The following is a 21,217-nucleotide window of genomic DNA, read 5'->3' as shown; positions in this document are numbered from 1 at the left end:
ACGACAAAGCGCTGAAATCCACTTCGGCGAGAGATGCTCGGGTCAAGCCCGAGCATGACGGGAGGTTTCCGGGCGCTCAGGTATCGCGCCCGTCGACCTCGAATTTGAGCGACTCGACGGCCTTCTTCACCGTCTCGAATTCCGGATAGACATCCAGCGCCCGGCGGAAGGCGACCATGGCCGCCTTGTCGTCGCCCTGCTGGCGCAGGATGAGGCCGAGCCCCATCATCGCGCCGTAATGGCGCGGCTCGCGCTTCAGCGTCTCGCCGATGTCGAACAGCGAGCGGATCGGGTCGCCGGCGATGTAGAGCGCGTTGGCGCGCTGGTTCCAGGCCTCGGCCCAGTCCGGCTGCAGGCTGATGACCCGGTCGAGCAATTCGATCGCCAGATCCGTCTGCTTGGCCTTGAGCGCCTCCTGCGCCCGCGTCATCAGCAGGTCCGCCGTGTCGGAGCCCGAGCGCGCCCAGCGTCGCTGGATCAGGTTGGCGACGCCCTGCGCCTCGTCCGGCGTTTTCGCGTCATGCAGGCGCTGGAACAGCCGGTCGAGCGTCGCCGCCGGCGTGCGCGGCGTGGGAGCCTCCGGCGCGGCCGGGTTTTCCATCTTGTCCGACGGCGCGACCGAGCCCGGCCGCTGCGGCGGAACGGCCTGCGCCATGGCACCGGCCGATGTCAGGGCCAGCGCCAGAAGGGCGGTGCCGATGCGAGATGCACTCATGAGGGAGAATTTAGTCGCCCTGTCCGGGACGTCAAATCACGCACCGGCGAGACGGGACGGCGCCTGTGCGAGGCAACGCAAAAAAGCGGCACGCCATCGGCGTCCCGCTTCGCAAAGTCCTGGCTCTGCCGCGCGGCCTTGCAGGCCGCGTGGAAGCTCAGCCCTGACGCGCCTTGAAGCGCTTCTGGACCTTGTTGATGATGTAGACGCGGCCCTTGCGGCGCACCAGCTGGTTGTCGCGATGGCGCGCACGCAGCGACTTCAGCGAATTGCGGATCTTCATTGTACCAACTCCATCGGCCCGCCCTCGCGAGCGCGCCGGTCAAAAAACTGACAGTCTGCGAAGCGAGCCTCGCGGCCCTCATCGCCCATGACAACGGTGCGACTGTTGCGATGTCGGCTGTATACGGATTTTTCCGTGGATCGCAAGTGCGATCGCCACCGCTCCGCCAGGAAATCCGCTTTCCATCCTCGGGAACCTTGGCGACAAGACAGCGTTCCCATCCTCGCCTTCACCGGAGACCCGGCCCATGCGCCTGCCCCTTCTCGCTTCCGCCCTCACCGCCGCCCTCATGCTCGCCGCCTGCGGCAACACCGTGGAGCAGCGCATCGGCGGCGCCGCTGTCGGCGCCGGCACGGGCGCCGTCGTGGCCGGGCCGGTCGGCGCTGTCGTCGGCGGTGCCGCCGGAGCCGTCACCGGGCCGTCCGTCGCGCGCGCCACGCGCCGCGCCACCCGCTGAGTGAAGGACCGAGCCTGCGACGCAAGGCTCGGTCACCCGCATTTCCTAGGCTGCGGCGGCCTGCCGGCCCCGCAGCGGCAGGCTGCCGCCCTTGAGGCAGACCGCCATGCCGGCGGCGATCAGGCACAGCGCCCCGGCGATGAAGAAGGCCGGCAGGTAGCTGTCATAGGCCGTGCGGCTGAAGCCCGCCCCATAGGCCGCGAAGGCGGCGCCGAGCTGGTGGCCCGCGAAGATCCAGCCGAAGACCAGATTGGCCCGCTCGCCGAAGCGGTCGGCGGTGATCTTCACCGTCGGCGGCACGGTCGCGACCCAGTCGAGCCCGTAGAACACGGCAAAGAGCGACAAGCCGTAGAACGAGAAATCGGTGAAGGGCAGGTAGAGCAGCGACAGCCCGCGCAGGCCATAATACCAGAACAGCAGCCAGCGGCTGTCATAGCGGTCGGACAGCCAGCCCGAGCCGACCGTGCCGATGAAGTCGAAGACGCCGATCATCGCCAGCACGCTCGCCGCCGTCACCGCCGCCATGCCGAAATCGCCGCAGAGCGAGACGAAATGCGTCTGGACGAGGCCGTTGGTGCTCGCCCCGCAGACGAAGAAGGTGCCGAAGAGCAGCCAGAAGGCGCCCGTCCCGGCCGCCTCGCGCAGCGCCAGCAACGGCGACATCAGCATCGCCCCGAAACCGGCGGGCTGCGCCGGCGCCGGCACGATCCGGTCGCCACCATAAGGCGCGAGGCCGAGATCGGACGGCCGGTCCCGCATCAGCAGCAGCACCATCAAAGCCGCGAACAGCAGCATCCCGAGCACGAAGACGAGCGCGCCGCGCCAGCCGACACTGTCCGCCAGCCCGGCCAGCAGCGGCAGGAAGACGAGCTGCCCGGTCGCGGTGCTCGCCGTCAGCAGGCCGATCACCAGCCCCCGCCTGTGCTGGAACCAGCGCGTCGCCACGGTCGCGCCCAGCACCATCGCGGTCAGCCCCGTGCCCAGCCCRACGACGACGCCCCAGAGCAGCACGAGATGCCAGATCTTGGTCATCGCGAAGGAGCCGAGAATGCCGCTGGCGATCAGCACGAGCGCGGTGCTCGCGACCCGCCGGACCCCGAACCGGTTCATGAAGGCCGCCGCGAAGGGGCCCATCAGGCCAAACAGCACGAGCCGCACCGCCAGCGCCGAGGAGATATCCGCCGTCGCCCAGCCGAATTCCCGCTCCAGCGGACCGATCAGAACGCCCGGCGCGCCGACCGCGCCGGCCGTGACCAGCATGGTCAGGAAGGTCACGGCGGCGACCACCCAGCCATAGTGAATGCCTCGGCGCCCCAGCGCGCCGGCAAGGCCGGACGGCGGATGAACGATCTGATCCATCGTGATCTCCATTAAGGGCATATGCCCGCATTATGTCCGAAACAAAGGCTTCGTCAGTTCGCCGCGACGGCTTCCAGCAGCGCCAAGGTGGTGGGGCCGAGCTCCTGCTCCATCTGGCTCTGAATGCCGTCCCAGAGCGGCCCGGCCTCGTTCAGGAGCGCTTGGCCGCGTTCGCTCAGCTCGACCATGGCCTCGCGCTGGTCATTGCCACGGCCGAGCTCCACCAGCCCCATGCGCTGCAGCACGCGGACATTGCGCCCGATGGTCGAACGGTCGAGCTCGGTCAGGCGGGCGAGCTGCGTCAATGTCAGCGGGGCGTTCCGCTCGATGTTCCGCATCAGGCTGTACTGGGCGATATTGATGCCGAGCGGCGCGAGCGCGCGATCATAGATCCCGGCCACCCGACGGGTCACGGTTCTCAGGACGGTGCAATAGCAGCGGGAAGACATTTCAGGGGTATATACCCGCAATCCCTTTGCGGCAAGCCCTCCCCCGCCACTGTCATCAAACTCACATTTGGCCGCTTGAGGGTCGGATGATGAGTGATTCGGTCCAGAGACTTCACGCTGCCATCGGGCGGACCCGCGGAGGCGACCCCAGCCGCTCGCGCACGGCCAAGCTCTTCGCCGGCGGCATGGCCAAGATGGCGAAGAAGGTGGCGGAGGAGGCGGTCGAGACCGGCATCGCCGCACTTCAGGGCCAGCGTCGCGAGACGATTCTGGAAAGCGCCGATCTGATCTACAATCTCGTCGCCCTCTGGGCGGCCATGGGCATCGAGCCGAACGAGATCTGGGGCGAACTCGAGCGCCGCGAGCGGCTGTACGGGATCGCGGAGAAGCTCCCGAAGGGCCGCCCCCCTGCCCGGCCCAAGCGCGAACCGCGCCCGAAACTCGCCATCGGCTCGCCTGTCGGCTGACCGTTCGGCGGTATCGAACCCGATCCGGCGATCTGCTTTCCGGTCACCGGGCTCGGCTCGCYGCGGCATTGTAGGACGCCGCCTCGGCGTCTCGGCCCGCTTGTCCAGCCAGGTGACGCCCAGCGCTGTCCACAGCCGAGCCCCTTTGCGAGGCACCGTCATTTTCTGGGTTGCCAAGACGAAAGCGAGCGGCTACATCCGCCGCATCAGGCCAGACGCGCAAGCGTCTTGACGCACTGAAGACGCGCCCGTAGCTCAGCTGGATAGAGCATCAGACTACGAATCTGAGGGTCAGAGGTTCGAATCCTTTCGGGCGCGCCATTTCCGGTCAAAGCTGGGCACCATGCATCTCACGGATCCGCAGTTCGCCATCGGCAACCCGCAGCTTGGCATCGGCGATCTGTTGCGCGAACTGAGGATCGTCAATATCGACGATACCCTTCTCGATGGCAGCATAGAGGCGCTTGAGCCCGGCCTTGTCGTTGTTGAGCGAGGCTTGCACCCGCGCGATATCCTTTTCCAAGATGTCCAGGCCGTTGTTGGAAGCAGCAATAACCTGGCTCATCAAAGCCTTCAGTCGCGGCGGCGCGAACACGTCGTTTTCCACCGCCGCAAGCACGACCTCGTCAACCGAATCCATGCGCACGGACTGGCCTTCGCAGGACAGGGCCCCCTTGTTCGCCTTGTTGGCACAGGTCAGGTAGCGATAGGTGCCGCTCTTACCGGTCCTGAGTTGCATTCCGCCGCCGCAGCGCTCGCAGATGGCGATACCGGACAGCAGCGTAGGGCCGGAGGTCAGCCTCGGCGCTCGAACGTTCGGGCGGTTGTTGCGCAGCGCGCGCTGCGTCGCGAGCCAGATCTCCTCCGGGATGATGACAGGGACCGTAACCTTGATGCGCTCGTCTTCCGGACGCGGCTTGCGAGTGCGACTGTCGATGCAATTGTACCAGAAGGTACCTCTATAGACCTCGCCCTTCAGGATCTTTTCGACCGCGCTCGTGTAGAACGGTTTGCCGCGATAGCTGTATCCGCGGCCGTTGAGGTAGGCGACGATCTTCTTGATCCCCATCGGCCCCGAGCCGTCGCCTTCGAGATACAGCCGGTAGATCAGCCGAACGACCGGCGCCTCGATCTTGCTCTCGACGAGGACCTTCTTCTCCTTGTTGCGCAGGACGAGACCGACGGCAGTCTCGAATCCGAAGGGTGGCTTGGCTCCGTTCCAATAGCCCGCCTCGGCGTTGGCAATCATCACGTCGCGAACCTGGGCCGCGTTCTGATCCGAGGCATGCGCATCGAGCGCCGCGAGCATCGTCAAGAACAGCTTGCCATTGTGATCGTCGGGCAGAGCCTGGGTTGCCGAGATCAGGCGGATGCCGAGGCTTTCAAGTTCGGAGCGATACTGAAGCAGAAGCTGGGTGTTTCGGAACAGCCGGGACGAATGATAGACGATGACCGCCTTCACGCCGTTCTTCGGCTCGCGGACATATCGCATCATCGCCTGAAACTGTTCGCGCGTTTCGGTGCGGCCCGTCAGGCCGCGATCGCAGAATCGTTCAACGAGCTGATAGGCGCTGCGTTCGGCGCAGTCCGTGATCTGGCGCTCCTGCTCGGCAAGGCTCATGCCCTGCTCTGCCTGGCGCCCGGTGCTGACGCGCATATAGCCGACTGCCTTCGGCAATGCCGCCCCGGCGAGGTCAGGCTGGCGGTGGAGGGCTTTGTTCGTCATCGTCCTTCGTATCCTGTTCGTTCGGCGCAGCCACCGCGCGCCTTCGACCCGTCGCCGGCGATCCCGGCTCGGCAAGACAATCGCTGACCCAGAGGACGAGGAGTCTGACCTCGTCTTCCGAGATGGGCAGACCGGCATCAAGCTTCAGGGACACGCGCCATCGTTCGCCGGCTTGCTCGGCGTGAAGGCGGATCCGTCTCTGTCGGGCGCCGGCTACCGCGCCATTTTCCAACTGCCGCGTTTGCGTGCCAGGCACGCTGCCCGCGGCGGGGCCTGGGGTTTTGACCTTCACAGCGGGCCGTGACGTCCGGCATCGGCCGACGGTCTACGACCCGGGGACGACCGCCGGCCGATGCCGGATCGTTTTCCTCACCTTCCCCAGGCGGCACGCCGGAATGCCGCTCGCAGGCGAGCGAATTCGACGTGCACACACAGGCTTGATCGGATCCTCGATTTGCACAAGCCCTTTCTGCAGCTCGTGAATTCCCAAGCCTCAGTCGCCACGCTGGAGGCCGATGCGGTCGTCCTGAACGGATGCCGGACCCGGCAAATGCCGAAGCCGACCCTGGTTCGAGCGGTCCGCAGAATGCGGAGCGGCCAGCGCAGGGATCTCTCCTGCATCGAGGACCAGCCGCTCGATGAGGAGATCGGCCAAGCGCGAGATTGCCTCGCGGTTGCCGCTGACCAGCACCTCGGTGCGCGTCATCAGGCGCCGCAGATCGGCCTCGACGGCGTCCGCGAGAATTCGATCTCGTGCGACCAGACCAAGCACCTCATCGGGCTGGGCCCTGACGACCAGCGTCTCCCCCAGTCCGAACGTCACCCTCGCCGTGCCGAGCAGTCGGGTCGCTTCGATCAGATCCGAGACAGCGCCCGAATCCGGCTTGGCTCCGAAGGCAACATTGGCAGCTCGACCGGCGAGCAGGACCATCACCCTGCGCTCGATATCGTCTCGAGTCGGAATGGGCGAGATCGCGATATCGGTCCAGCCGCCGGCATTGGCGGTTCCCTTGATCGAGACCGTTGGCACCTCGAACCCCAGCGCCTTCGCGACGACCGCATGGCCGGCCTCATGGAGCGCGACATGCCGGATATCGTCCGGCGTCCGAACGTCGACAGGCAGGATAGCTGCTCTCAGGTCATCCGGCATCAACGACCGTCCCTCGGTCCTGGCACGACGACGGGCGGTCCTGACGATGCCGGTGACATCGGCACCTGTCGCGCCCGGCATCAGCCTCGCCAGGCTCATGAGGTCGGCGTCCGGGCAATCGGCACCGAGATGGCTTCGCATGATGCCGGCGAGACCAGCGGTATCGGGCGGATCGATCCGAAACTGCTGGTCGAATCTGCCCGGGCGCAGCAGGGCCGGATCGATGTGTTCGAGATGATTCGTCGCCGCGAGCAGGATCACTCCGCGCTTACTGGCTCGGGCCGCATCGATCTGCAGGAGCAGGCTCGTGACGACGCTGGTCCACCATTCCCGCGCACGTGAATCCATCGACCTGCGGTCCGGGATCGCATCGAGTTCGTCGAGGAAGAGGATCGACGGTGCGCTGTTCTTCGCGCGGGTGAACGCTTCATCAATCAGTTGGATGACGTCGCCGAGATGGCCGGACTTCTGCTGAAACCAGGCTCCTACACTGGTCTGGACCAGAGGCAACCGCGTCGTCCTGGCGAGGCTACGAGCCAGCAGCGTCTTGCCGGTGCCAGGGGGACCGTGGAACACCGCGCTTTCCAGCTCGCCGGCGGACAGTGCTGCGTCCCGCACAGCCGCAATGTCAGCCAGCATATCGAGACACCAGGCCTTGGCCTCGCCATAACCGGCCAAATCGGCCAGGAGTGGCGTGTCGTCTGTGACCGCGATGCTCTTGGCCGCGCTTGCCCGCTTCAGCCGCTTCACGCACGATGCCGGCGATGACTGGGGCCGCAGCGCAGCGACGAGGTCGGACAGATCGAGGCCCGCGATATCCATTACGTCGAACGCCGGGCACCGGCGGCCGGTGAAGGCGCGGATGACACGGCGCATCAGTGCTGGCGTCGGCGCCGGGATCGTCATGACGACATCGGCCGCGCCACGCAGGAGCGCCGGCAGCTGGGTCTCGGGATCGACGGCGATGCCGGCGACGGTCAGACCCCGGTCGAGCCCATCGACGATGGTGGTGTCGGAGGTCACCTTCTCCTTGGGTCTGGCTCTCCCCTCGATCAGAACGATCCTGGGATCGTTGTCGCGCATGAAATCCCCGATGGGGTGCACCCAGGCCTCGGTCGGGACCTGAACGATCATGGCGAGCGTCACCCCGCCAGGCATTCCGCGCAGGTTTCGCGGAGGCTGCATCGCACGCCAGGACATCTCGATGAGGATGTCGCGCGGCGCCATAGTGGCGTAGCGCGCGGCGTCACTCAGCTCCACGGGCGGCACACCGTAAGCCTCGCCCACCTCTCCATCCAGACCGGAGAGGAATTCGTCGTCGCCGTCCTGATCGGTGCCGCTCATGACAGCGCCTCCACCAGGGCCTGCAGCGAGGCGCGGCGGATCTCGGCCCGCGACGGGCCGCGCCAGGAGCGCACGAGCGCATCGACGTCCTCGCCGAGATAGCGCCGGCGTTCGAGTGTGAAGGCCAGGATCGTCCTGGCTGCGGCCGAGCCGGCCAGCGCATGCGACAGCAGCATGCTCATGACGAGATCGTGCCGAACGGTGTCGAGCACATCGACGCCCGCGAGCTTCAGCGCCATGGCGACGGCGGCGGCGGCGTCGCCGGCGCRCGCCTCACGCCAATGCGCGACACCGAAGGGCCGGGCCGCGGCGAGCAGTTCCTGCACCGCGGTGCGCTCGCGCTCGCCGAAGGCGCTCGCCGGCAAGCTGCGCCAGAGCTGGTGGGTCGGGATCGCGCAGGAGAGCGCCGGGTCGGAGGACGTGGAGTGCAGGCCGGCCGGCGAAGCAGCCTTTGGCGACCCGCGAAATGCAAGAATGGCGGACATGAGACAAGGCTCCGCTGGTCACCGGACAGGGGTCGCCGGCGAGGAAGGGATGGATCGAAAGGAAGGGGAGACCGAGCCGAAGCTGGGTTGGTTCAGACTGGTGTGAGCTCCGCTGAACGCGGAGCCATCAGCTCAATAGCCGGCGTGCCGCAACGGGAGGTTCTCGTTCAGCGCGGGCCCGGCGGCCCCGACGGCGAGCTGCTCGCGGACCCGCTCCAGCAAGGGCGGCAACTCGGCCAGCATGCCCTGCCGCATCGCGCGGGCGGCCGCTTCGGTCGTGGCGGCTACCGACACGCCGAACAGCTCATCGAGCCCGTCGCGCGTCACGGTCAGGCTCGACGGGAAACCGGACCTGCCATGATAATCGATGACCCAGCTCTCGAAGCGCTTCACGCGAATGCCCAGGGTGTTCAGGTATGCCTTCAGTTGCAGCCGCCCGCAGGCCAGATCCCGCTCGATGGCGCGGATCTTCTTGGCTTCGGTCTTGCCACCGCCCCGCTTGATTTCCAGCAGCATCGCCACGTCGCGCACCTTATCGATAACGAGCATGTCGTAATGGGCGATCCGCGTCGTCGCTCCCTCGATCGGCATTGCGAACTTGCCCAGTTCGAGCTCGGAATTGGACCGCACGAACGCTTCGGCAGACACGGTGATCGGCATCCTGACCTGCGTCATCACTGTCAGATGGCTGTGGCGACGCAAGGCCGCGCAGATGCCGGCTTCGATGATGGTGCCATCCCGCTTGACCACGGACGACACGAAGGAACCCAGCCTGCTCATCTCCGGACCCAGCAGTGGATCGACTGCGAAGTCGGTCGCCAGCGCTCCGGCGATGGCGTTGTCGATCCTGGCCGTCAGTTCGCCCGAGAGAGGGCCGCGGCGGCGCAGCTTTGCAGTGGAAGGCGCCACAGCCGCGCCTGTGATCGTGTTGGTGGTGGTGGCCTTGGCCATGACATATGCTCCTGGTCATGGACGGTGTGTCCACACTCACTGTCTGGCATTTTTGGAGACATATGTCATCTATGGGGTCATATTATGCTTAACAGCTCGCAAATTCGGGCAGCGCGAGCTTGGCTGAACCTCTCGCAAGACCAGCTTGCCGAAGTCACAGGCGTGGCGAAGCGGACGATCGCAAGGATCGAAACTGAAACGACTGTCCCGCATGATAGGACCCTACGGGACATCCAGGCCGCCCTCGAAACGCGTGGGGTCGAGTTCCTGTTCGAGAACGGCCTTGCTTGATGGGGTCAGCTGGGTGCAGGGTGGCTTGGTTGAAGCCGCAGTCGGCCGAACTGGTCGGCGGCATGCTACACAATCGGCGCCATCATCTGCTCCCTCCCTCGGGCGTCGCTCCCGCTCGGGAGCTCATTGCGGCCTCCTGTCTCGTCTGACTCTGGACTGGCTCTGGTTGTCAGGCGGGCCGGAACTCGGTGCCATGCCGAAGCATGGCATACATGATGATCGCGAGACGGCGGGCGAGCGCAATCCGCGCCTTGCGCATGGTCGAGCGCCTGGCGATGGCGAGCGCCCAGTCCTTCAACTTCAGCGCGCCCTTGTAGCGGGTGAGCATGACGTTGGCCGCCTCGTAGAGCAGGCTCCGCATGCGCCGGTCGCCAACCTTGGAGATGCTGCCGACATAGTCGATCTCGCCGGACTGGTAGCGACGCGGCACAAGGCCGAGATAGGCACCGTGGTCGCGCGAGCGCCGGAAGCGTGCAGGGTCGTCGACGGCCGCCGTGAAGGCGAGCGCGGTGAGCTGGCCAACACCTGGAATAGTCATCAGCCGGCGGCAGGCCTCGGAGGCGCGGACGAGCCGCCTTATGTCCGCGTCGATGGCGGCGACCGCGCCAAGAACCGCGTTCCGGGCCGCGACGAGGCCGCGCATGGCGCCGGCCAGGCCTGTGATTCCGTCGCTCATCCGCACGACTTCGTCGACGATGGCTGGGCTGAGCCCACGCGGCAGGCGGATGCTGAACACCACGGCCAGGCCCCGTATCTGGTTCTCCAATGTGACGCGTTGCCCGACGAGTTTCTTGCGGGCGACGATCAGCGCGCGGATGGCATGGGCCGGTAGCGACTTCACATGCACGGCCTTGTAGAAACCGGTCCTCGCCAACTGCGCCAGCCCGCGCGCATCGTTGCGGTCGGTCTTGTGCGTCGCCAGCGTCTTGAGCGCCTGATAGGCCTGCCGGCTCTCGATGCAGACGACCGGAACGCCAAACTCGGCCAAGCCATGGTAGAGCATCGGCGCCATGCGGCCCGTCTCGAACACCACCCGCGCGCAGGGCGGCGCTTGCGCCAGGGCCGCCGCTATCGCCACCGCGGACGAGACGGCTTTGACCTCGTGCACAACCGCGCCGTCGCGATCGACGAGGCAGATAATGGCGCCTTACGGGGACAGCGGAAGCGACAGGAGCCAGCCCGCTCAATTTCGCGGCCAGTCACTCCTACAACTTGGCGAGTGCTGCGACCCGATCGAGGGCGGCAGCGAACCCCTTGAGAGAGATGGAGAACGGCGCATCCTGGCCRCCATCGGTCATAGCCTTGATCTTAAGCGCTCCTCCGACGCGCAGCAGCGCGAGCGTGGGCGCATCGAAGCTCACTGGTATGACGCAGCCGACCGGCAGGCAGGTCCGGAATGGGAGCGGCTGTCCCGCCGGCTTGTCGTCGATCTGAAGTGCGGCGCCGGAGGCGAGAGCCAGGCCAAACGGCAATACGATGATGCCGCCGGCCTTATTGCCGGCTGGCGCACCAATTTCGATCGTCAGGACACGCTGGCCGTTCTGCTGAGCCTGACTCTGCGACAGCGCGCAACGTTTGGCAGCGCCTTGCTGCACACATGAAACCTGCCAGTCCTGATGGGTCTCGCTCAGGGAGGAGGCGCCCCCGGGAAGCGTCGCGGCCTGCGTCGCTTGGGCAAGTTGGGCGGCCTGATGCTGCCGGGCCGTCGATTGCGAGGCTTGAGTAACTTTTCCGCCCGCCGGCGCGGCTGCATCGCCTCGCTCGGCGGGCAAGCCAAGGCCGAAGCCCAGCGTGAAGAGAGCGGTCGCCATCGTCTTCGAATTCAGTCGCATCCGGCAGCCTTCATCATCATGATGCGGAAAGCTATCGCACCCGATCAGGGGGGCGTCTTGGACTGGCCGTGACGATGAGTTGTCCCAGACGTGAATGGATCAGATTTCCGGGCGCGACACTGCGCCTTTATCCGGGATTGCGTTGCAATAAGCTGCGAGATGGCCATTAGAATGACCGGATCGATCGGTTGGCATAAAATTCGATAATATACTTCATCAATTGCCAGATTCGGGGGCGATCATCTTGATGGCAGGAATTTATTTCGTAAAGGAAGGGCCCTCGACGAAGGCGGCACAGCCCCCCTGCAGGGTCTCTCGGTGTCCGCATTGAGCAATGGCTCGCATCAGGGCAGGCACAGGCCTGCTGCACATGCCGGACAGGTGCGCCTTTCAACCGACGACCTTGATGGACGCGACCGTTTCGCGATCTGGCGGGAGATTTACAGCCGCCACCTGTTCAACGTGGATATCGAGCCGCTGAGCGACGAACCGTTTCGCGCCGAGGTCGTGCTGCGCGCCCTGCCAGGAGCGAATGTCGTGCTCGGGTCTCGATCGGCGACACGCACCAGCATTACGCGCCCGCTGCTCCAGACGGCATCGGACTCGCTGGTCCTGGCCGTCACGACGAAAGGGCGCTCTCAGGCCCGTCAACTCGGGCGCGAAGAGACGATTCCCGAGGGCGGCGCCGTGCTGATGTCATCAGCCGAAATCGCCAGCCACACCTTGGAAGATGACGGTGTGCTGCTGAGCATCGCCGTGCCGAAGGCGACGATAGTCCCCTATGTGGGCGATATCGGCTCGGCCCTGATGCGCCCGTTCACCCCGGAAGCCGATGCCCTGCGCCTGCTGATCGATTATGCCAGGAGTGCCATGGCGCTCGGCGAAACGGCCTCGCCGGAATTGCAGGGTGCCGTCGCCCAGCATCTGCGCGATCTGGTGGCCGTTCTCCTGGGAGCGCGCAACGACGCTCGGGAATTCCTGGCCGAGCGCGGCGTGCGCGCAGCGCGCTTGCGCGGGGTCAAAGCCGAAGTCCTCGCTCAGCTTGGCCGTGACGATCTCTCTGCCGAGACGGTCGCGCTGTCACTGCGCATTTCCGCGAACTATGTGCGCAAGTTGCTTCAGACCCAGGGCTTGAGCTTTTCCGAGTATGTGCTGGGTCTGCGCCTCGAGCGCTCCTTCGCCATGCTCCGCGATCAGCGCCTCTCGGACCGGGCCATCAGTTCGATCGCGATGGCCGCCGGATTCAGCGACATCTCCTATTTCAACCGCAGTTTCCGGCGTCGGTTCGGCATGACGCCGAGCGAGGCCAAAAATCAGAACTGATGTAGTGATCGATCAGGCGCGGTACCGGCCGATACCGCCTCTGGGAGCGAGGACGGTCACCTTCGCGCCACCGCCCCGCCATCATGACCGCATGGCGACCGGCTCTTTCGCAGCTGCGAGCATCACGCTCGCGAGCGCCTCATAGACCTTGAGCCAGGCGCGCTTCACCTGAGGCGTGAATGCATCGCACAGGGTCTGTTCGAGCGCCCAGATCAGAGTTTCGCCCATGACCGCATAATCTGCCTCGACCACGCCGTAGCCCTTATGTCGACGGGCGAGATCGTCGACCGTCAGCAGGATCGCGTAGAATTCGTGGAGACTGTTGATGATCATGCTCAACATCTCCATGAATTTGTCTGCCTGAGGCCGCACGTCCTGCGCGAACAGGGGCCTTAGCGCGGGATGCGTCTCGAAGAGCCTTGCTAGAAGATCGCCCCGACCTTGTCGGCGGCGGGGGCGACCTTCTTGAAGCTCTCCTGAACCAGCCGGATCGTCTCCTGATCCATACAGGCTTTAGAACCTGACGTTGAGGTTGCCCCGAAGGGTCTGGTCGGTGAGGCCCGAACCGAACTGTCCGCCATAGGAGAGCCCCAGCATGGCGTTGGCAGTCAGATTGAGATCGAGGCCGACATCGACGACAGCGGCGTCCCTGGCGATCGGGACCCCGGCAATGCCGAAAGCCGAGCCGCCGGAGAAGCTCATCGCCGAGATCGGCGTGGTCTCGCCATAGGCATGACGCCAGCCGATCATGCCGCGCGCCGTCATCCCCACGCCATTGCCCAGGGTGAAGTCCGTCGAGGCCCGCAGCCCGAGCGTACTGAAGGTCACACCCGTATTGCTGCCCTTGCTGGTGAGCGCCGCCACCCCACCCGCCTCGGTGAAGCCGTTGGTGTCGAGGTTCACATAGGCAAGATTGGCGAAGGGTTCGAAGACGGCCTGGCCAACCTTGATGCGATAGCCGAGCTCGCCGAAAGCCTGCGCCGTGCCGGCGCTATAGTCGCCCTTGAGCGCGTCGCCGAAGCCCGAAAAGGCGACGGTGCGGCTGGTCGAGACCTCGTGCCACGTATAGGCGAGGCCGGAGCGGAAGGCGAGATTGCCCCAGTTCGTGCCGCCATAGAGGCCGACATGGTAGTTGTCGCTCGAGCCCGACGCGCTGCGGCCGTCGACCTTGAAGGACGAACGGCTATAGCCGCCGGTCACGCCGAGGCGCCAGCTCTCCGCGACAAGAGCGTCGGCGCCGATGAAGAAGCCGCCGAGATCACGCTGGATGGTGGCGGCGTTGCCGTCCCCCTTCATCGATCCCCAGGAGCCGAAGCCGCGACCCCAGACCGCGAAGCGATCCGTCGTGGCCGGTGCGAGCACAGACTTGCCGTCGACATAGGTCGTCACCGGCGCCGAGGCCATGCTGGCACCGTCGAAGGCGGAGCGCAGGCGGTCGATGGCGGCCTCGCGGACGAAGCGGCTGTCCTCGATCATCACGCCCTTGGCCGAAGCATGCACCTCACCCGAAAGCTGGTCGAATGCTGCCCGCGCCTGGGCTTCGGTCGCAATGTTCACGACGGCGTTATAGATCACATGGCCGGTGCCGAGGCTCTCGGTGCCAACGGCCGTGGCGATCTGGTTGCGCGTCCATCCGACCGAAGCGAAAGACTTCGCCTTCACCACGTCGAGATAGGCATGCGTCGCGTCGTAATTGCCGACGAGCCCGAGGAAGGCCGAGAGCTCGCCGTTGTTGGCCAGCGTATAGGCGCCGTTCACGCCGCCATTGGCTTGCAGCACCGTGTAGCGCATGCCCGCCACATAGGGAGCGGCATCGGTCTTGACGACGCTCAGGACCGCGCCATTGGCGATCGTCGCCGTGCCGGTCGCATTGATGCGATCGGACTCGCCCGCCGAGGTCAGCTCGACCTGATAGACCGAGCCCGCCGCCTGGGTGAGGTTGCCCGCGACGTTGAGCGTGCCGATCGAGTTGCCSGGCGCGACGATGCCGCCCGACAGCACGAAGGTGTTGCCGACCGTGCCGTTGCCGCCCAGGGTGCCGCTGCCCGACACCGTCACCAACGAATTCGCCAGCGAGCCGTTCACGGACAGACGGCCGCCCGTGACGTTGGTCGCGCCGGTGAAGCCGCTGTTGTCGGCGCTCAGGTTCGTATTGCCCGCGATCTGGTTGATCGTGCCGACACCGGTGATGACCGGGGCGAAGACATAGTTCGCGCTCGTATGGTTGAAGTTGAGCGAGCCGGCGCCTGCGCCGAACAGGACGACGGCCGCGTTGAGCGCGCCCGGAGCCGCCGCCGCCGCACCAGCCTCGCCGCCGATGTTGAGCGTACCGACCGAGCCCACCTGGCTGGCCAGCTTGACGAGACCGCCGGCCGACACGGTGCCGCCATTGGCGATCGTCAGCGCGCCGGTGCCAAGGTCGCCGACGACGAGATTGCCGGTGTGGGACCAGAGCGAGCCCGGCCCGGTCACCGTCGCAGCGCCGCTGGATCCCGCCTGGAAACCGATCAGAGCTGCGGTATCGGCAGCCTCGCCTCCGTTCGAAATGGTGAGCGCGCCCGTGCCTCCATAGCCGACGAAGACGGCGCTGCTCGTCCAGGTCGAGCCGGCGCCGTCCACGGCGACCGTGCCGCTGGCGCCGGCATTGAAGCCTAAAGCCGCTGTCACGTTAGGTCGCCGCCACTGGACCAGGYCGAGCCCGTTCCGGTGACGGTCGCCGTGCCGRTGGAGCCGGCGTTGTTGCCGATAAARCCCTGGRCGTTRCTGACYGCGCCGCCATYGGAGATCGTCAGCGTGCCGGTGCCGTTGTTGCCGACMGTGAGGTCACCGGTATTGGTCCAGGTCGAGCCCGTGCCATCGACGGAGACCGTGCCGCTGCCGCTGGTGTTCCGGCCGATCACGCCATCCGTATTCTGAACCGAAGCTCCGTTCGTGATCGTCAAGGAAGCAGTGCCCAATACGCCGATTCCAAGCTCGGCGCCGCTCGTCAGGATCGACCCCGCGCCATCGACCGTCACCGTGCCGGCGGCTCCCGCAAAATAGCCGGCCCACACACCAAAGCCCGGGCCTGAACTCGCTGTGCCGCCATTCGCAATCACCAGCGTGCCTGTGCCATAGAGACCGACAAAAAGGTCGCCGCCACTGGACCATCGAGCCTACGCCGTCGACGGTCGCTAGACCCTCTGAGCCTGCCATGAGCCCGATGACGGTGCCGCCTGCCTGCGCCGAGCCGCCGCTGGAAACCGTCAGCGTGCCCGAACCCTCCTGTCCGACCACGATCCCGGAGGTGCTCTGCCAGACCGAGTTGGCGCCATTGATCACAACGGTACCGGTCGAGCCCACGGAATACCCCATGTAGCCCATGATATCGGTGACTTTGCTGCCGCCCTCTATCTTCAGGCGGCCTGCGCCATCGTAGCCGACATAGAGCGATGAGCTGTTGATCCAGGTCGCAGCCGCGACCAATTCCACCACGCCATCGGAGCCAGGCTGATAGCCGATGAAGCCAAGATAATTGTTCAGCGTGGCGCCGGTGGTGATGGCCAGTCCGCCCAGTCCGCCGGCTGTGACACCCACCGTCACGTTGTTGGCGACCGCATTCACCGCGCCATTGATGTTTGCGAAGTTCAGAGCCGGGACGATGTCCACATTGTCGCTCAATGTCGGAACCGCGCCTGTGCTCCAGTTTCCGGTGGTGAACCAGTCGGCGGTGGCGCCCGTCCATTCGGCGGCCATAGCCGTGCGCGGCAGAGCCAAGGCTCCCGACAGCATCAAGGCGAGGATGGAGGCGGAGGACAGCAGGCGGCGAATTCCGGTCGAGCGCGGCTCAAAAGCCATGGCGACGGCCTTGCAGCCTTCGTTCTCGTGCGTAGCCATTCAAATTCCCTCGACTCGGCAGCCGCTTAGCGTGCTGTTCGGGCAGCTATCGCATCAGGCCGGAATGACGTCTTGGGCTGGGCGGGACGTTGAATTGTCCTGTGTGAGAGTGGAGCTATTTTTACGGGCGCGTGGCGGAACGGGCACACGCGACTGGGCGCGTTGGGAGCTGACTGAAGGCAGCACTTAACGTCCGCTTGGGGCTAAAGCGCCAATGTTTTCTCTTGGGGCGTCTATTCCGACTGGAGGCCCATATGAGAGGACGGGACATACCCTGCGTCGTCAAGCAAAAGACGCCGCGCTTCTGTTCGTAGCGAATAGGCGCAACGATTGCGGTCGACTATTTGGAAAGCTGTATTCGAAGCGGCGCGGCTCCCCTTGCCCGGCTTCGTCCCTAAACTCGCCAGCCGACCGAACGACCTGAATTTGCGTCGTTCTGCGTGATAACGGGGAGCCTTATGACCAGCACATCTTTGCCGATCGGCCTCAGGCACCAGGAGACAATGCAGATTGCCGCCGGGATCACTGTCCCGGCTTTCGGGCACATTTTTCCGATCTTCGAGACCATGCCTCCCGTCTTCGCGACGGCGATGCTGGTGGCATTCGCCGAATGGACGTGCATGGAGGCCTTGCGGCATTATCTCGGTACCGACGAGAGAACGGTCGGCTCTGCGGTCGATCTCAGCCATCTTGCGGCCACGCCGATCGGGATGAACGTCACAGCCGAAGTCGAACTGATCGCGGTGGAGAAACGCCGGCTGCGCTTCTCCATCCTGTGCCGAGACGAGGTCGACGTGATCAGCCGCGGCATCCATGAACGTGCTATCGTCGCTGCCACTCGCTTCGACGAGAATCTTGCCAGCAAGGTGCATTCCTGGCAGCTGCGCGGCGGTTCCCGCCAGTCCTGAGCCTCCATTCGAAGCCGAGGGGAGCAGCGGCGATGGCGCAACGCGCACGTCATCGCGTGCCTTGTGCCGCCGTTCGATCACTGCCGCCGCGCGACGCAAGCGCGTCCGAAGCCCGGCAGGCGGTTTCCTCGCCGTGCCACCACGGCTGTTCTTCTGGCCTGCGAATTGCTTCGGCCGTCGCGTGTGGAGTCAGCGATCATGACGCAAGCAAGCCTTCGACAACTCCAGGTTTTCGTCGAAGTTGCTCGTGCGGGATCTCTGTCCAAGGCCGCAGCCGCCATGGACATGGCTCCGTCCCTTGTCAGTCGAAGCATCGGGCTGCTCGAAGGTGGCTGGGGTGGCCCGGTCTTTCAGCGAAACGGCCGAGGCATCGTCCTAACCGATTTCGGCGCGAGGATGCTGCCGGCTTCGGCCGAGCTGCTTGAGAAGTCCGGCGAGCTTGAGGAACTGGCGTGCGAGGCTCGACGCACGCCCTCCGGCACCGTGCGCCTCGGCGTCATCCCGTCCCTGGTTTCCAGCGTGACCTCCGCACTGATCCCCGACCTTCAGGAGAGGGCGCCGGACATTCGGCTGATGTTCCGCGAGGGGCTGAGCGGGCATATTGACGAGTGGCTGAAGGGCGGAAACATCGATCTCGCCGTAGTGAACCGGTATCAGGCCTCCGGCAGCATCCACGAATACACGATGGGCCAGCTCGACACCTTTGTCGTCTATTCGCCACTCGGCCCGCTGGCCGGGTCCAAGACGATCGCTTTCAGGGAGCTGGCTGGACTTCCGCTGATCCTTCCGCATTTCCAGAGCGGACTGCGCGCCATGCTCGAACATCACGCCCGCCAGYAGGGCGTGGCGCTGACCGTCGCGATCGAAGCCGAATCCCTCTACGTCATGAAGCATATCGCGATGGCGGGCGACGGTGTCGCGATCCTGCCCTGGTGCAGCGTGGCCGAAGAGGTGCGCACCGGAAAACTCGCGCTCGCCAGGATCGTCGACCCCGTTATCACACGCAGGATCAATCTCGCATCGGCTCAGACGAAGCTGACGTCCGGAGCCCTGCGTTTCACGATCGCCCGGCTGCGCGAACTCATGCCGCCATTGCTGAGGGCGATGACCTGACGCGGTTGCGCGCGCAAGCCGCGAATGTCGCCGAAGACGCGCCTGCCGCCATCGKTCCGGCTTCTCGCAGGGCGACCGGCCGTGCTGCCGTTTCAGTATTGAATGACGGACGGTATCGATCCGCGCTTGCGGTCCAGCCTGCGGTGCCGATGCCTCGCCCCTCGGCCGGACTCCGTGCAGCGCGACCGCGCCCCGGTTCGTCTAGAAGCCATCGGCGAATGGCGTGCGCACAAGCCCGTCGATGGCCGGCGTCCGTCGAATAAGTGGAATTCTGCTTTCGAGCCGCGGGTCTGTTCGGCTGGGCAACGCAGTGCCATCGTTGCTGCATCAAAGACGTAACGACGTGATGACGCTCCTTCCACCAGCCAGCGACAGGAGACTTTCCATGCGGTTTCGCTCTCGTGCAGCGACGCTTCTTCTCGGTGCCGCGCTTATCCTGGGCGCGTATCCCGCACTCGCGGCGGAGTATCCGGACAAGCCGGTCAGGCTGATCGTGCCGTTCCCGCCCGGCGGCGGAACGGACGCGATCGCGCGCCTCGTCGGGCAACATCTCGGCGAGCAACTCGGACAGCCGGTGGTCATCGACAATCGCGGCGGAGCCGGCGGCAACATCGCGATGCAAGCTGCGGCCACGTCGCCGGCGGACGGCTACACGCTGTTCTTCGCGACGACCGGCACGATGACGATCAATCCGGCGCTCTACAAGGAGAAGATGCAGGTCAAGCCGCTTGTCGATTTCGAGCCGATCGGAACTGCGGTCCTGTCGTCCCACGTCGTGATAACGAGCAATTCCCTGCCGGTATCAAACATCAAGGAACTGATCGCGCTCGCCAAGGCCAAGCCGGGGGCGCTGACCTTCGGTTCCAGCGGCAATGGCGGCCTCGTCCACCTGACCGGTGAACTGTTCAAGCAGGCTGCCCAGGTCGACATCCTTCATGTTCCCTACAAGGGATCGGCTCCTGCTCTGACGGATCTGGTGGCGGGCCGCATCGACGTGATGTTCGACGTCACGGCCGGCGACCTGCCCTATATCAGCGGCGGCCGCGTCAAGGCGCTCGCGGTCACGCCGGCCCAGCGGATCGCTGCCCTGCCGAACGTCCCCACGATCGCGGAATCGGGATTGTCCGGCTTCGCGTCCAGCGGCTGGTTCGGCTTCGTTGCGCCCAGGGGCCTGCCTCCGCAGGTGAAGAGCCGCCTGGCGTCGAAGCTCGCGGCCGCACTGGAGCGCGACGATCTCAAGCAGAAACTGGTCGCGCTAGGCGCTGAAGTCTTTCCCGGAACCCCGGAGGAATTCGGCAAGCTGATGGAGGCGGATACGGCCAAGTGGGCGGCGCTCGTCCAGAGTTCCGGCGCGACCGTCGAATAGGAACAGGTGCATCATCTCATGTCCAACGCAACATCAGCGCTGCTCGCCCCGAAATCAGTTGCCGTCATCGGCGCATCGCAGAACCCCGACAAGGTCGGGGGACGGCCGATAGCCTTCATGAAGCGGTTTGGTTTCAAGGGCGCGATCTACCCCGTCAACCCCGCGCGGCCGATCATCCAGGAACTGCCCGCCTATCCCGATATCCAGGCGATCGGCGAGGTCCCGGACGCTGCGATCATCGCCGTCGAGGGCAGCCAGGCGGTGGAGCAAGTAACCCGTTGCGCACAGGCCGGAGTGAAGGCCGCCGTCGTGATGAGCTCCGGTTTCGGCGAGCTCGGAGCGGAAGGCAAGGAGCGTGAGGAGCTGATGCTGGCGGCTGCGAGGCGCAGTGGCATGCGGATCGTGGGCCCGAACGCGCAGGGCGTCGCCAACTTCTCCAACGGCGCCGTCCTGAATTTCAGTACCGTCTTCACCGACGTCGAACCGCAGGACGGGCCGATCGCGATCGTCGGCCAGAGCGGCGCCGCAAGCGTCATGCCTTTCGCGCTGCTGCGCGAAGCCGGCTACGGTGTCCGCTACGTGATCGCGACTGGCAACGATATCGACCTCAGTGCATGCGCGATGGCCGAGGCGGTTGCGGCCGACGAAGATATCCGCGTCATCCTAGTCTATCTCGAAAGCCTTCGCGATCCGGAGCGGCTGGCGAGCGCTGCCGCGATCGCGCGCCGCCGCGGAGCCTATCTGATCGTCCTGCAGGGCGGCGTCAGCCGCAAGGGCGCCCATGCGGCCGCCTCGCATACCGGTGCCCTGGTCGGGGACGCCGCCGCAGTGGACGCGTTCCTAGCCCAGCACGGAATCTATCGGGCACGCGACGTGGCCGATTTCGTGCGGGCGACCGCGCTCTACCTCGACAATCGTCCGCCGGGTGCGGGACGGACTGTGGCGATGAGCTATAGCGGCGCGGTAGCGGTGATGACGGCCGATCTCGCAGAGCGGCTCGGTCTCGATCTGACCGATCTCGCCGAGGACACCCGTTCGCAGCTCGCCGAGACTTTGCCCTCCTTCGCCACGCCTAACAATCCGCTCGACATGACGGCGGGCATCCTAGGCAATCCGCTGCTC

The 21,217-nt window shown here is 65.6% G+C and carries 22 protein-coding genes, 1 tRNA gene and 1 pseudogene; 10 read left to right on the top strand and 14 right to left on the bottom strand.

Going from position 1 to position 21,217, the window contains the following annotated elements:
• Positions 1-76: 76 nt before the first annotated feature.
• Both AB4Y99_RS24565 and ykgO read right to left on the bottom strand, forming a co-directional pair.
• Positions 77-715: a tetratricopeptide repeat protein gene (locus AB4Y99_RS24565; RefSeq protein WP_441525160.1), complete on the bottom strand. Its 639-nt coding sequence runs from the start codon at positions 713-715 to the stop codon at positions 77-79.
• 157 nt (positions 716-872) lie between these two features.
• Positions 873-998: a type B 50S ribosomal protein L36 gene (gene ykgO / locus AB4Y99_RS24560; RefSeq protein WP_038363015.1), complete on the bottom strand. Its 126-nt coding sequence runs from the start codon at positions 996-998 to the stop codon at positions 873-875.
• Positions 999-1,245: 247 nt separating this feature from the next.
• On the opposite strand from ykgO, the gene AB4Y99_RS24555 reads away from it, so the two are divergent.
• Positions 1,246-1,455: a hypothetical protein gene (locus AB4Y99_RS24555; protein WP_038363012.1), complete on the top strand. Its 210-nt coding sequence runs from the start codon at positions 1,246-1,248 to the stop codon at positions 1,453-1,455.
• A 45-nt stretch (positions 1,456-1,500) separates the two neighbouring features.
• Here the strand turns inward: AB4Y99_RS24555 and AB4Y99_RS24550 are convergent, their stop codons facing one another.
• Both AB4Y99_RS24550 and AB4Y99_RS24545 read right to left on the bottom strand, forming a co-directional pair.
• Entirely contained in the window at positions 1,501-2,814 is a 1,314-nt protein-coding gene (locus AB4Y99_RS24550) for an MFS transporter (protein WP_038364094.1), read from the bottom strand.
• A 53-nt stretch (positions 2,815-2,867) separates the two neighbouring features.
• Complete coding sequence (locus AB4Y99_RS24545) at positions 2,868-3,263, bottom strand: MarR family winged helix-turn-helix transcriptional regulator (protein WP_441525159.1); 396 nt, start codon at positions 3,261-3,263, stop codon at positions 2,868-2,870.
• An 89-nt stretch (positions 3,264-3,352) separates the two neighbouring features.
• On the opposite strand from AB4Y99_RS24545, the gene hisE reads away from it, so the two are divergent.
• Positions 3,353-3,730 carry a phosphoribosyl-ATP diphosphatase gene (hisE, locus tag AB4Y99_RS24540; RefSeq protein WP_038364092.1) on the top strand — a complete coding sequence of 126 codons (378 nt, stop codon included), beginning with the start codon at positions 3,353-3,355 and terminating at the stop codon, positions 3,728-3,730.
• 244 nt (positions 3,731-3,974) lie between these two features.
• Positions 3,975-4,051: transfer RNA gene (locus AB4Y99_RS24535), tRNA-Arg, on the top strand.
• Positions 4,052-4,058: 7 nt separating this feature from the next.
• Here the strand turns inward: AB4Y99_RS24535 and AB4Y99_RS24530 are convergent.
• Entirely contained in the window at positions 4,059-5,456 is a 1,398-nt protein-coding gene (locus AB4Y99_RS24530; RefSeq protein ID WP_441525158.1) for a recombinase family protein, read from the bottom strand.
• Here AB4Y99_RS24530 and AB4Y99_RS24525 point away from each other — a divergent pair.
• The gene (locus tag AB4Y99_RS24525; protein ID WP_441525157.1) at positions 5,446-5,760 is read left to right on the top strand and encodes a hypothetical protein; all 315 of its coding nucleotides are present in this window, start codon (positions 5,446-5,448) and stop codon (positions 5,758-5,760) included. The two genes, AB4Y99_RS24530 and AB4Y99_RS24525, sit on opposite strands and share 11 nt — an antisense overlap.
• Before the next feature lie 189 nt (positions 5,761-5,949).
• On the opposite strand, the gene AB4Y99_RS24520 is transcribed toward AB4Y99_RS24525, so the two are convergent.
• From AB4Y99_RS24520 to AB4Y99_RS24510, 3 genes are all read right to left on the bottom strand, one after another.
• Positions 5,950-7,950, bottom strand: a complete 2,001-nt coding sequence (locus AB4Y99_RS24520) for an AAA family ATPase (protein WP_441525156.1) — start codon at positions 7,948-7,950, stop codon at positions 5,950-5,952.
• Positions 7,947-8,435 (bottom strand): hypothetical protein, encoded by a 489-nt coding sequence (locus AB4Y99_RS24515; RefSeq protein ID WP_441525155.1) that lies wholly within the window; start codon positions 8,433-8,435, stop codon positions 7,947-7,949. Before AB4Y99_RS24515 ends, AB4Y99_RS24520 begins: the two co-directional genes overlap by 4 nt.
• 132 nt (positions 8,436-8,567) lie before the next feature.
• Positions 8,568-9,386, bottom strand: coding sequence for a hypothetical protein (locus AB4Y99_RS24510; RefSeq protein ID WP_441525154.1), 819 nt, complete (start codon positions 9,384-9,386; stop codon positions 8,568-8,570).
• A gap of 84 nt (positions 9,387-9,470) precedes the next feature.
• Between AB4Y99_RS24510 and AB4Y99_RS24505 the strand changes: the two genes are divergently transcribed.
• Complete coding sequence (locus AB4Y99_RS24505; protein ID WP_441525153.1) at positions 9,471-9,677, top strand: helix-turn-helix transcriptional regulator; 207 nt, start codon at positions 9,471-9,473, stop codon at positions 9,675-9,677.
• A 169-nt stretch (positions 9,678-9,846) separates the two neighbouring features.
• Here AB4Y99_RS24505 and AB4Y99_RS24500 read toward each other — a convergent pair whose 3' ends face one another.
• Both AB4Y99_RS24500 and AB4Y99_RS24495 read right to left on the bottom strand, forming a co-directional pair.
• Positions 9,847-10,818, bottom strand: coding sequence for an IS110 family RNA-guided transposase (locus AB4Y99_RS24500; RefSeq protein WP_441525164.1), 972 nt, complete (start codon positions 10,816-10,818; stop codon positions 9,847-9,849).
• Positions 10,819-10,882: 64 nt separating this feature from the next.
• Positions 10,883-11,509: an invasion associated locus B family protein gene (locus AB4Y99_RS24495; protein ID WP_441525152.1), complete on the bottom strand. Its 627-nt coding sequence runs from the start codon at positions 11,507-11,509 to the stop codon at positions 10,883-10,885.
• A 318-nt stretch (positions 11,510-11,827) separates the two neighbouring features.
• Between AB4Y99_RS24495 and AB4Y99_RS24490 the strand changes: the two genes are divergently transcribed.
• Positions 11,828-12,832, top strand: a complete 1,005-nt coding sequence (locus AB4Y99_RS24490) for a helix-turn-helix transcriptional regulator (RefSeq protein ID WP_441525151.1) — start codon at positions 11,828-11,830, stop codon at positions 12,830-12,832.
• Positions 12,833-12,913: 81 nt separating this feature from the next.
• On the opposite strand, the gene AB4Y99_RS24485 is transcribed toward AB4Y99_RS24490, so the two are convergent.
• The 4 genes and pseudogenes from AB4Y99_RS24485 to AB4Y99_RS24470 form a co-directional block, all read right to left on the bottom strand.
• The gene (locus AB4Y99_RS24485; RefSeq protein WP_441525163.1) at positions 12,914-13,342 is read right to left on the bottom strand and encodes a globin domain-containing protein; all 429 of its coding nucleotides are present in this window, start codon (positions 13,340-13,342) and stop codon (positions 12,914-12,916) included.
• Positions 13,343-13,345: 3 nt separating this feature from the next.
• Entirely contained in the window at positions 13,346-15,499 is a 2,154-nt protein-coding gene (locus tag AB4Y99_RS24480; protein ID WP_441525150.1) for an autotransporter outer membrane beta-barrel domain-containing protein, read from the bottom strand.
• Positions 15,496-15,849 carry a hypothetical protein gene (locus tag AB4Y99_RS24475; protein WP_441525149.1) on the bottom strand — a complete coding sequence of 118 codons (354 nt, stop codon included), beginning with the start codon at positions 15,847-15,849 and terminating at the stop codon, positions 15,496-15,498. Before AB4Y99_RS24475 ends, AB4Y99_RS24480 begins: the two co-directional genes overlap by 4 nt.
• A 286-nt stretch (positions 15,850-16,135) precedes the next feature.
• Positions 16,136-16,567 (bottom strand): annotated as a pseudogene (locus AB4Y99_RS24470) (autotransporter outer membrane beta-barrel domain-containing protein); the annotation flags it as partial.
• 644 nt (positions 16,568-17,211) lie between these two features.
• On the opposite strand from AB4Y99_RS24470, the gene AB4Y99_RS24465 reads away from it, so the two are divergent.
• The 4 genes from AB4Y99_RS24465 to AB4Y99_RS24450 form a co-directional block, all read left to right on the top strand.
• A complete protein-coding gene (locus tag AB4Y99_RS24465; RefSeq protein WP_441525148.1) occupies positions 17,212-17,616 on the top strand; it encodes a thioesterase family protein in 405 nt (134 codons plus the stop codon).
• Between the two features lie 198 nt (positions 17,617-17,814).
• Positions 17,815-18,729: a LysR family transcriptional regulator gene (locus AB4Y99_RS24460; protein ID WP_441525147.1), complete on the top strand. Its 915-nt coding sequence runs from the start codon at positions 17,815-17,817 to the stop codon at positions 18,727-18,729.
• 241 nt (positions 18,730-18,970) lie between these two features.
• Positions 18,971-20,095, top strand: a complete 1,125-nt coding sequence (locus tag AB4Y99_RS24455) for a Bug family tripartite tricarboxylate transporter substrate binding protein (protein WP_441525146.1) — start codon at positions 18,971-18,973, stop codon at positions 20,093-20,095.
• Positions 20,096-20,113: 18 nt separating this feature from the next.
• A partial coding sequence (locus AB4Y99_RS24450; RefSeq protein ID WP_441525145.1) for a CoA-binding protein occupies positions 20,114-21,217 on the top strand: 1,104 nt, incomplete at its 3' end.

This window comes from Allobosea sp. TAB14 (assembly GCF_052113865.1).
In the GTDB taxonomy this organism is placed as follows: domain Bacteria; phylum Pseudomonadota; class Alphaproteobacteria; order Rhizobiales; family Beijerinckiaceae; genus Allobosea; species Allobosea spartocytisi.
The sequence above is the reverse complement of the archived record's forward strand: the minus strand, read 5'-3'. Positions and strand labels throughout refer to the sequence as shown.

Coding starts and splice junctions, on each gene's coding strand:
- AB4Y99_RS24455 (WP_441525146.1), top strand. CDS start 18,971: ATGGCCGGCGTCCGTCGAATAAGTGGAATTCTGCTTTCGAGCCGCGGG.
- AB4Y99_RS24510 (WP_441525154.1), bottom strand. CDS start 9,386: ATGGCCAAGGCCACCACCACCAACACGATCACAGGCGCGGCTGTGGCG.
- AB4Y99_RS24565 (WP_441525160.1), bottom strand. CDS start 715: ATGAGTGCATCTCGCATCGGCACCGCCCTTCTGGCGCTGGCCCTGACA.
- AB4Y99_RS24520 (WP_441525156.1), bottom strand. CDS start 7,950: ATGAGCGGCACCGATCAGGACGGCGACGACGAATTCCTCTCCGGTCTG.
- AB4Y99_RS24505 (WP_441525153.1), top strand. CDS start 9,471: ATGCTTAACAGCTCGCAAATTCGGGCAGCGCGAGCTTGGCTGAACCTC.
- hisE (WP_038364092.1), top strand. CDS start 3,353: ATGAGTGATTCGGTCCAGAGACTTCACGCTGCCATCGGGCGGACCCGC.
- AB4Y99_RS24555 (WP_038363012.1), top strand. CDS start 1,246: ATGCGCCTGCCCCTTCTCGCTTCCGCCCTCACCGCCGCCCTCATGCTC.
- ykgO (WP_038363015.1), bottom strand. CDS start 998: ATGAAGATCCGCAATTCGCTGAAGTCGCTGCGTGCGCGCCATCGCGAC.
- AB4Y99_RS24530 (WP_441525158.1), bottom strand. CDS start 5,456: ATGACGAACAAAGCCCTCCACCGCCAGCCTGACCTCGCCGGGGCGGCA.
- AB4Y99_RS24465 (WP_441525148.1), top strand. CDS start 17,212: ATGCAGATTGCCGCCGGGATCACTGTCCCGGCTTTCGGGCACATTTTT.
- AB4Y99_RS24545 (WP_441525159.1), bottom strand. CDS start 3,263: ATGTCTTCCCGCTGCTATTGCACCGTCCTGAGAACCGTGACCCGTCGG.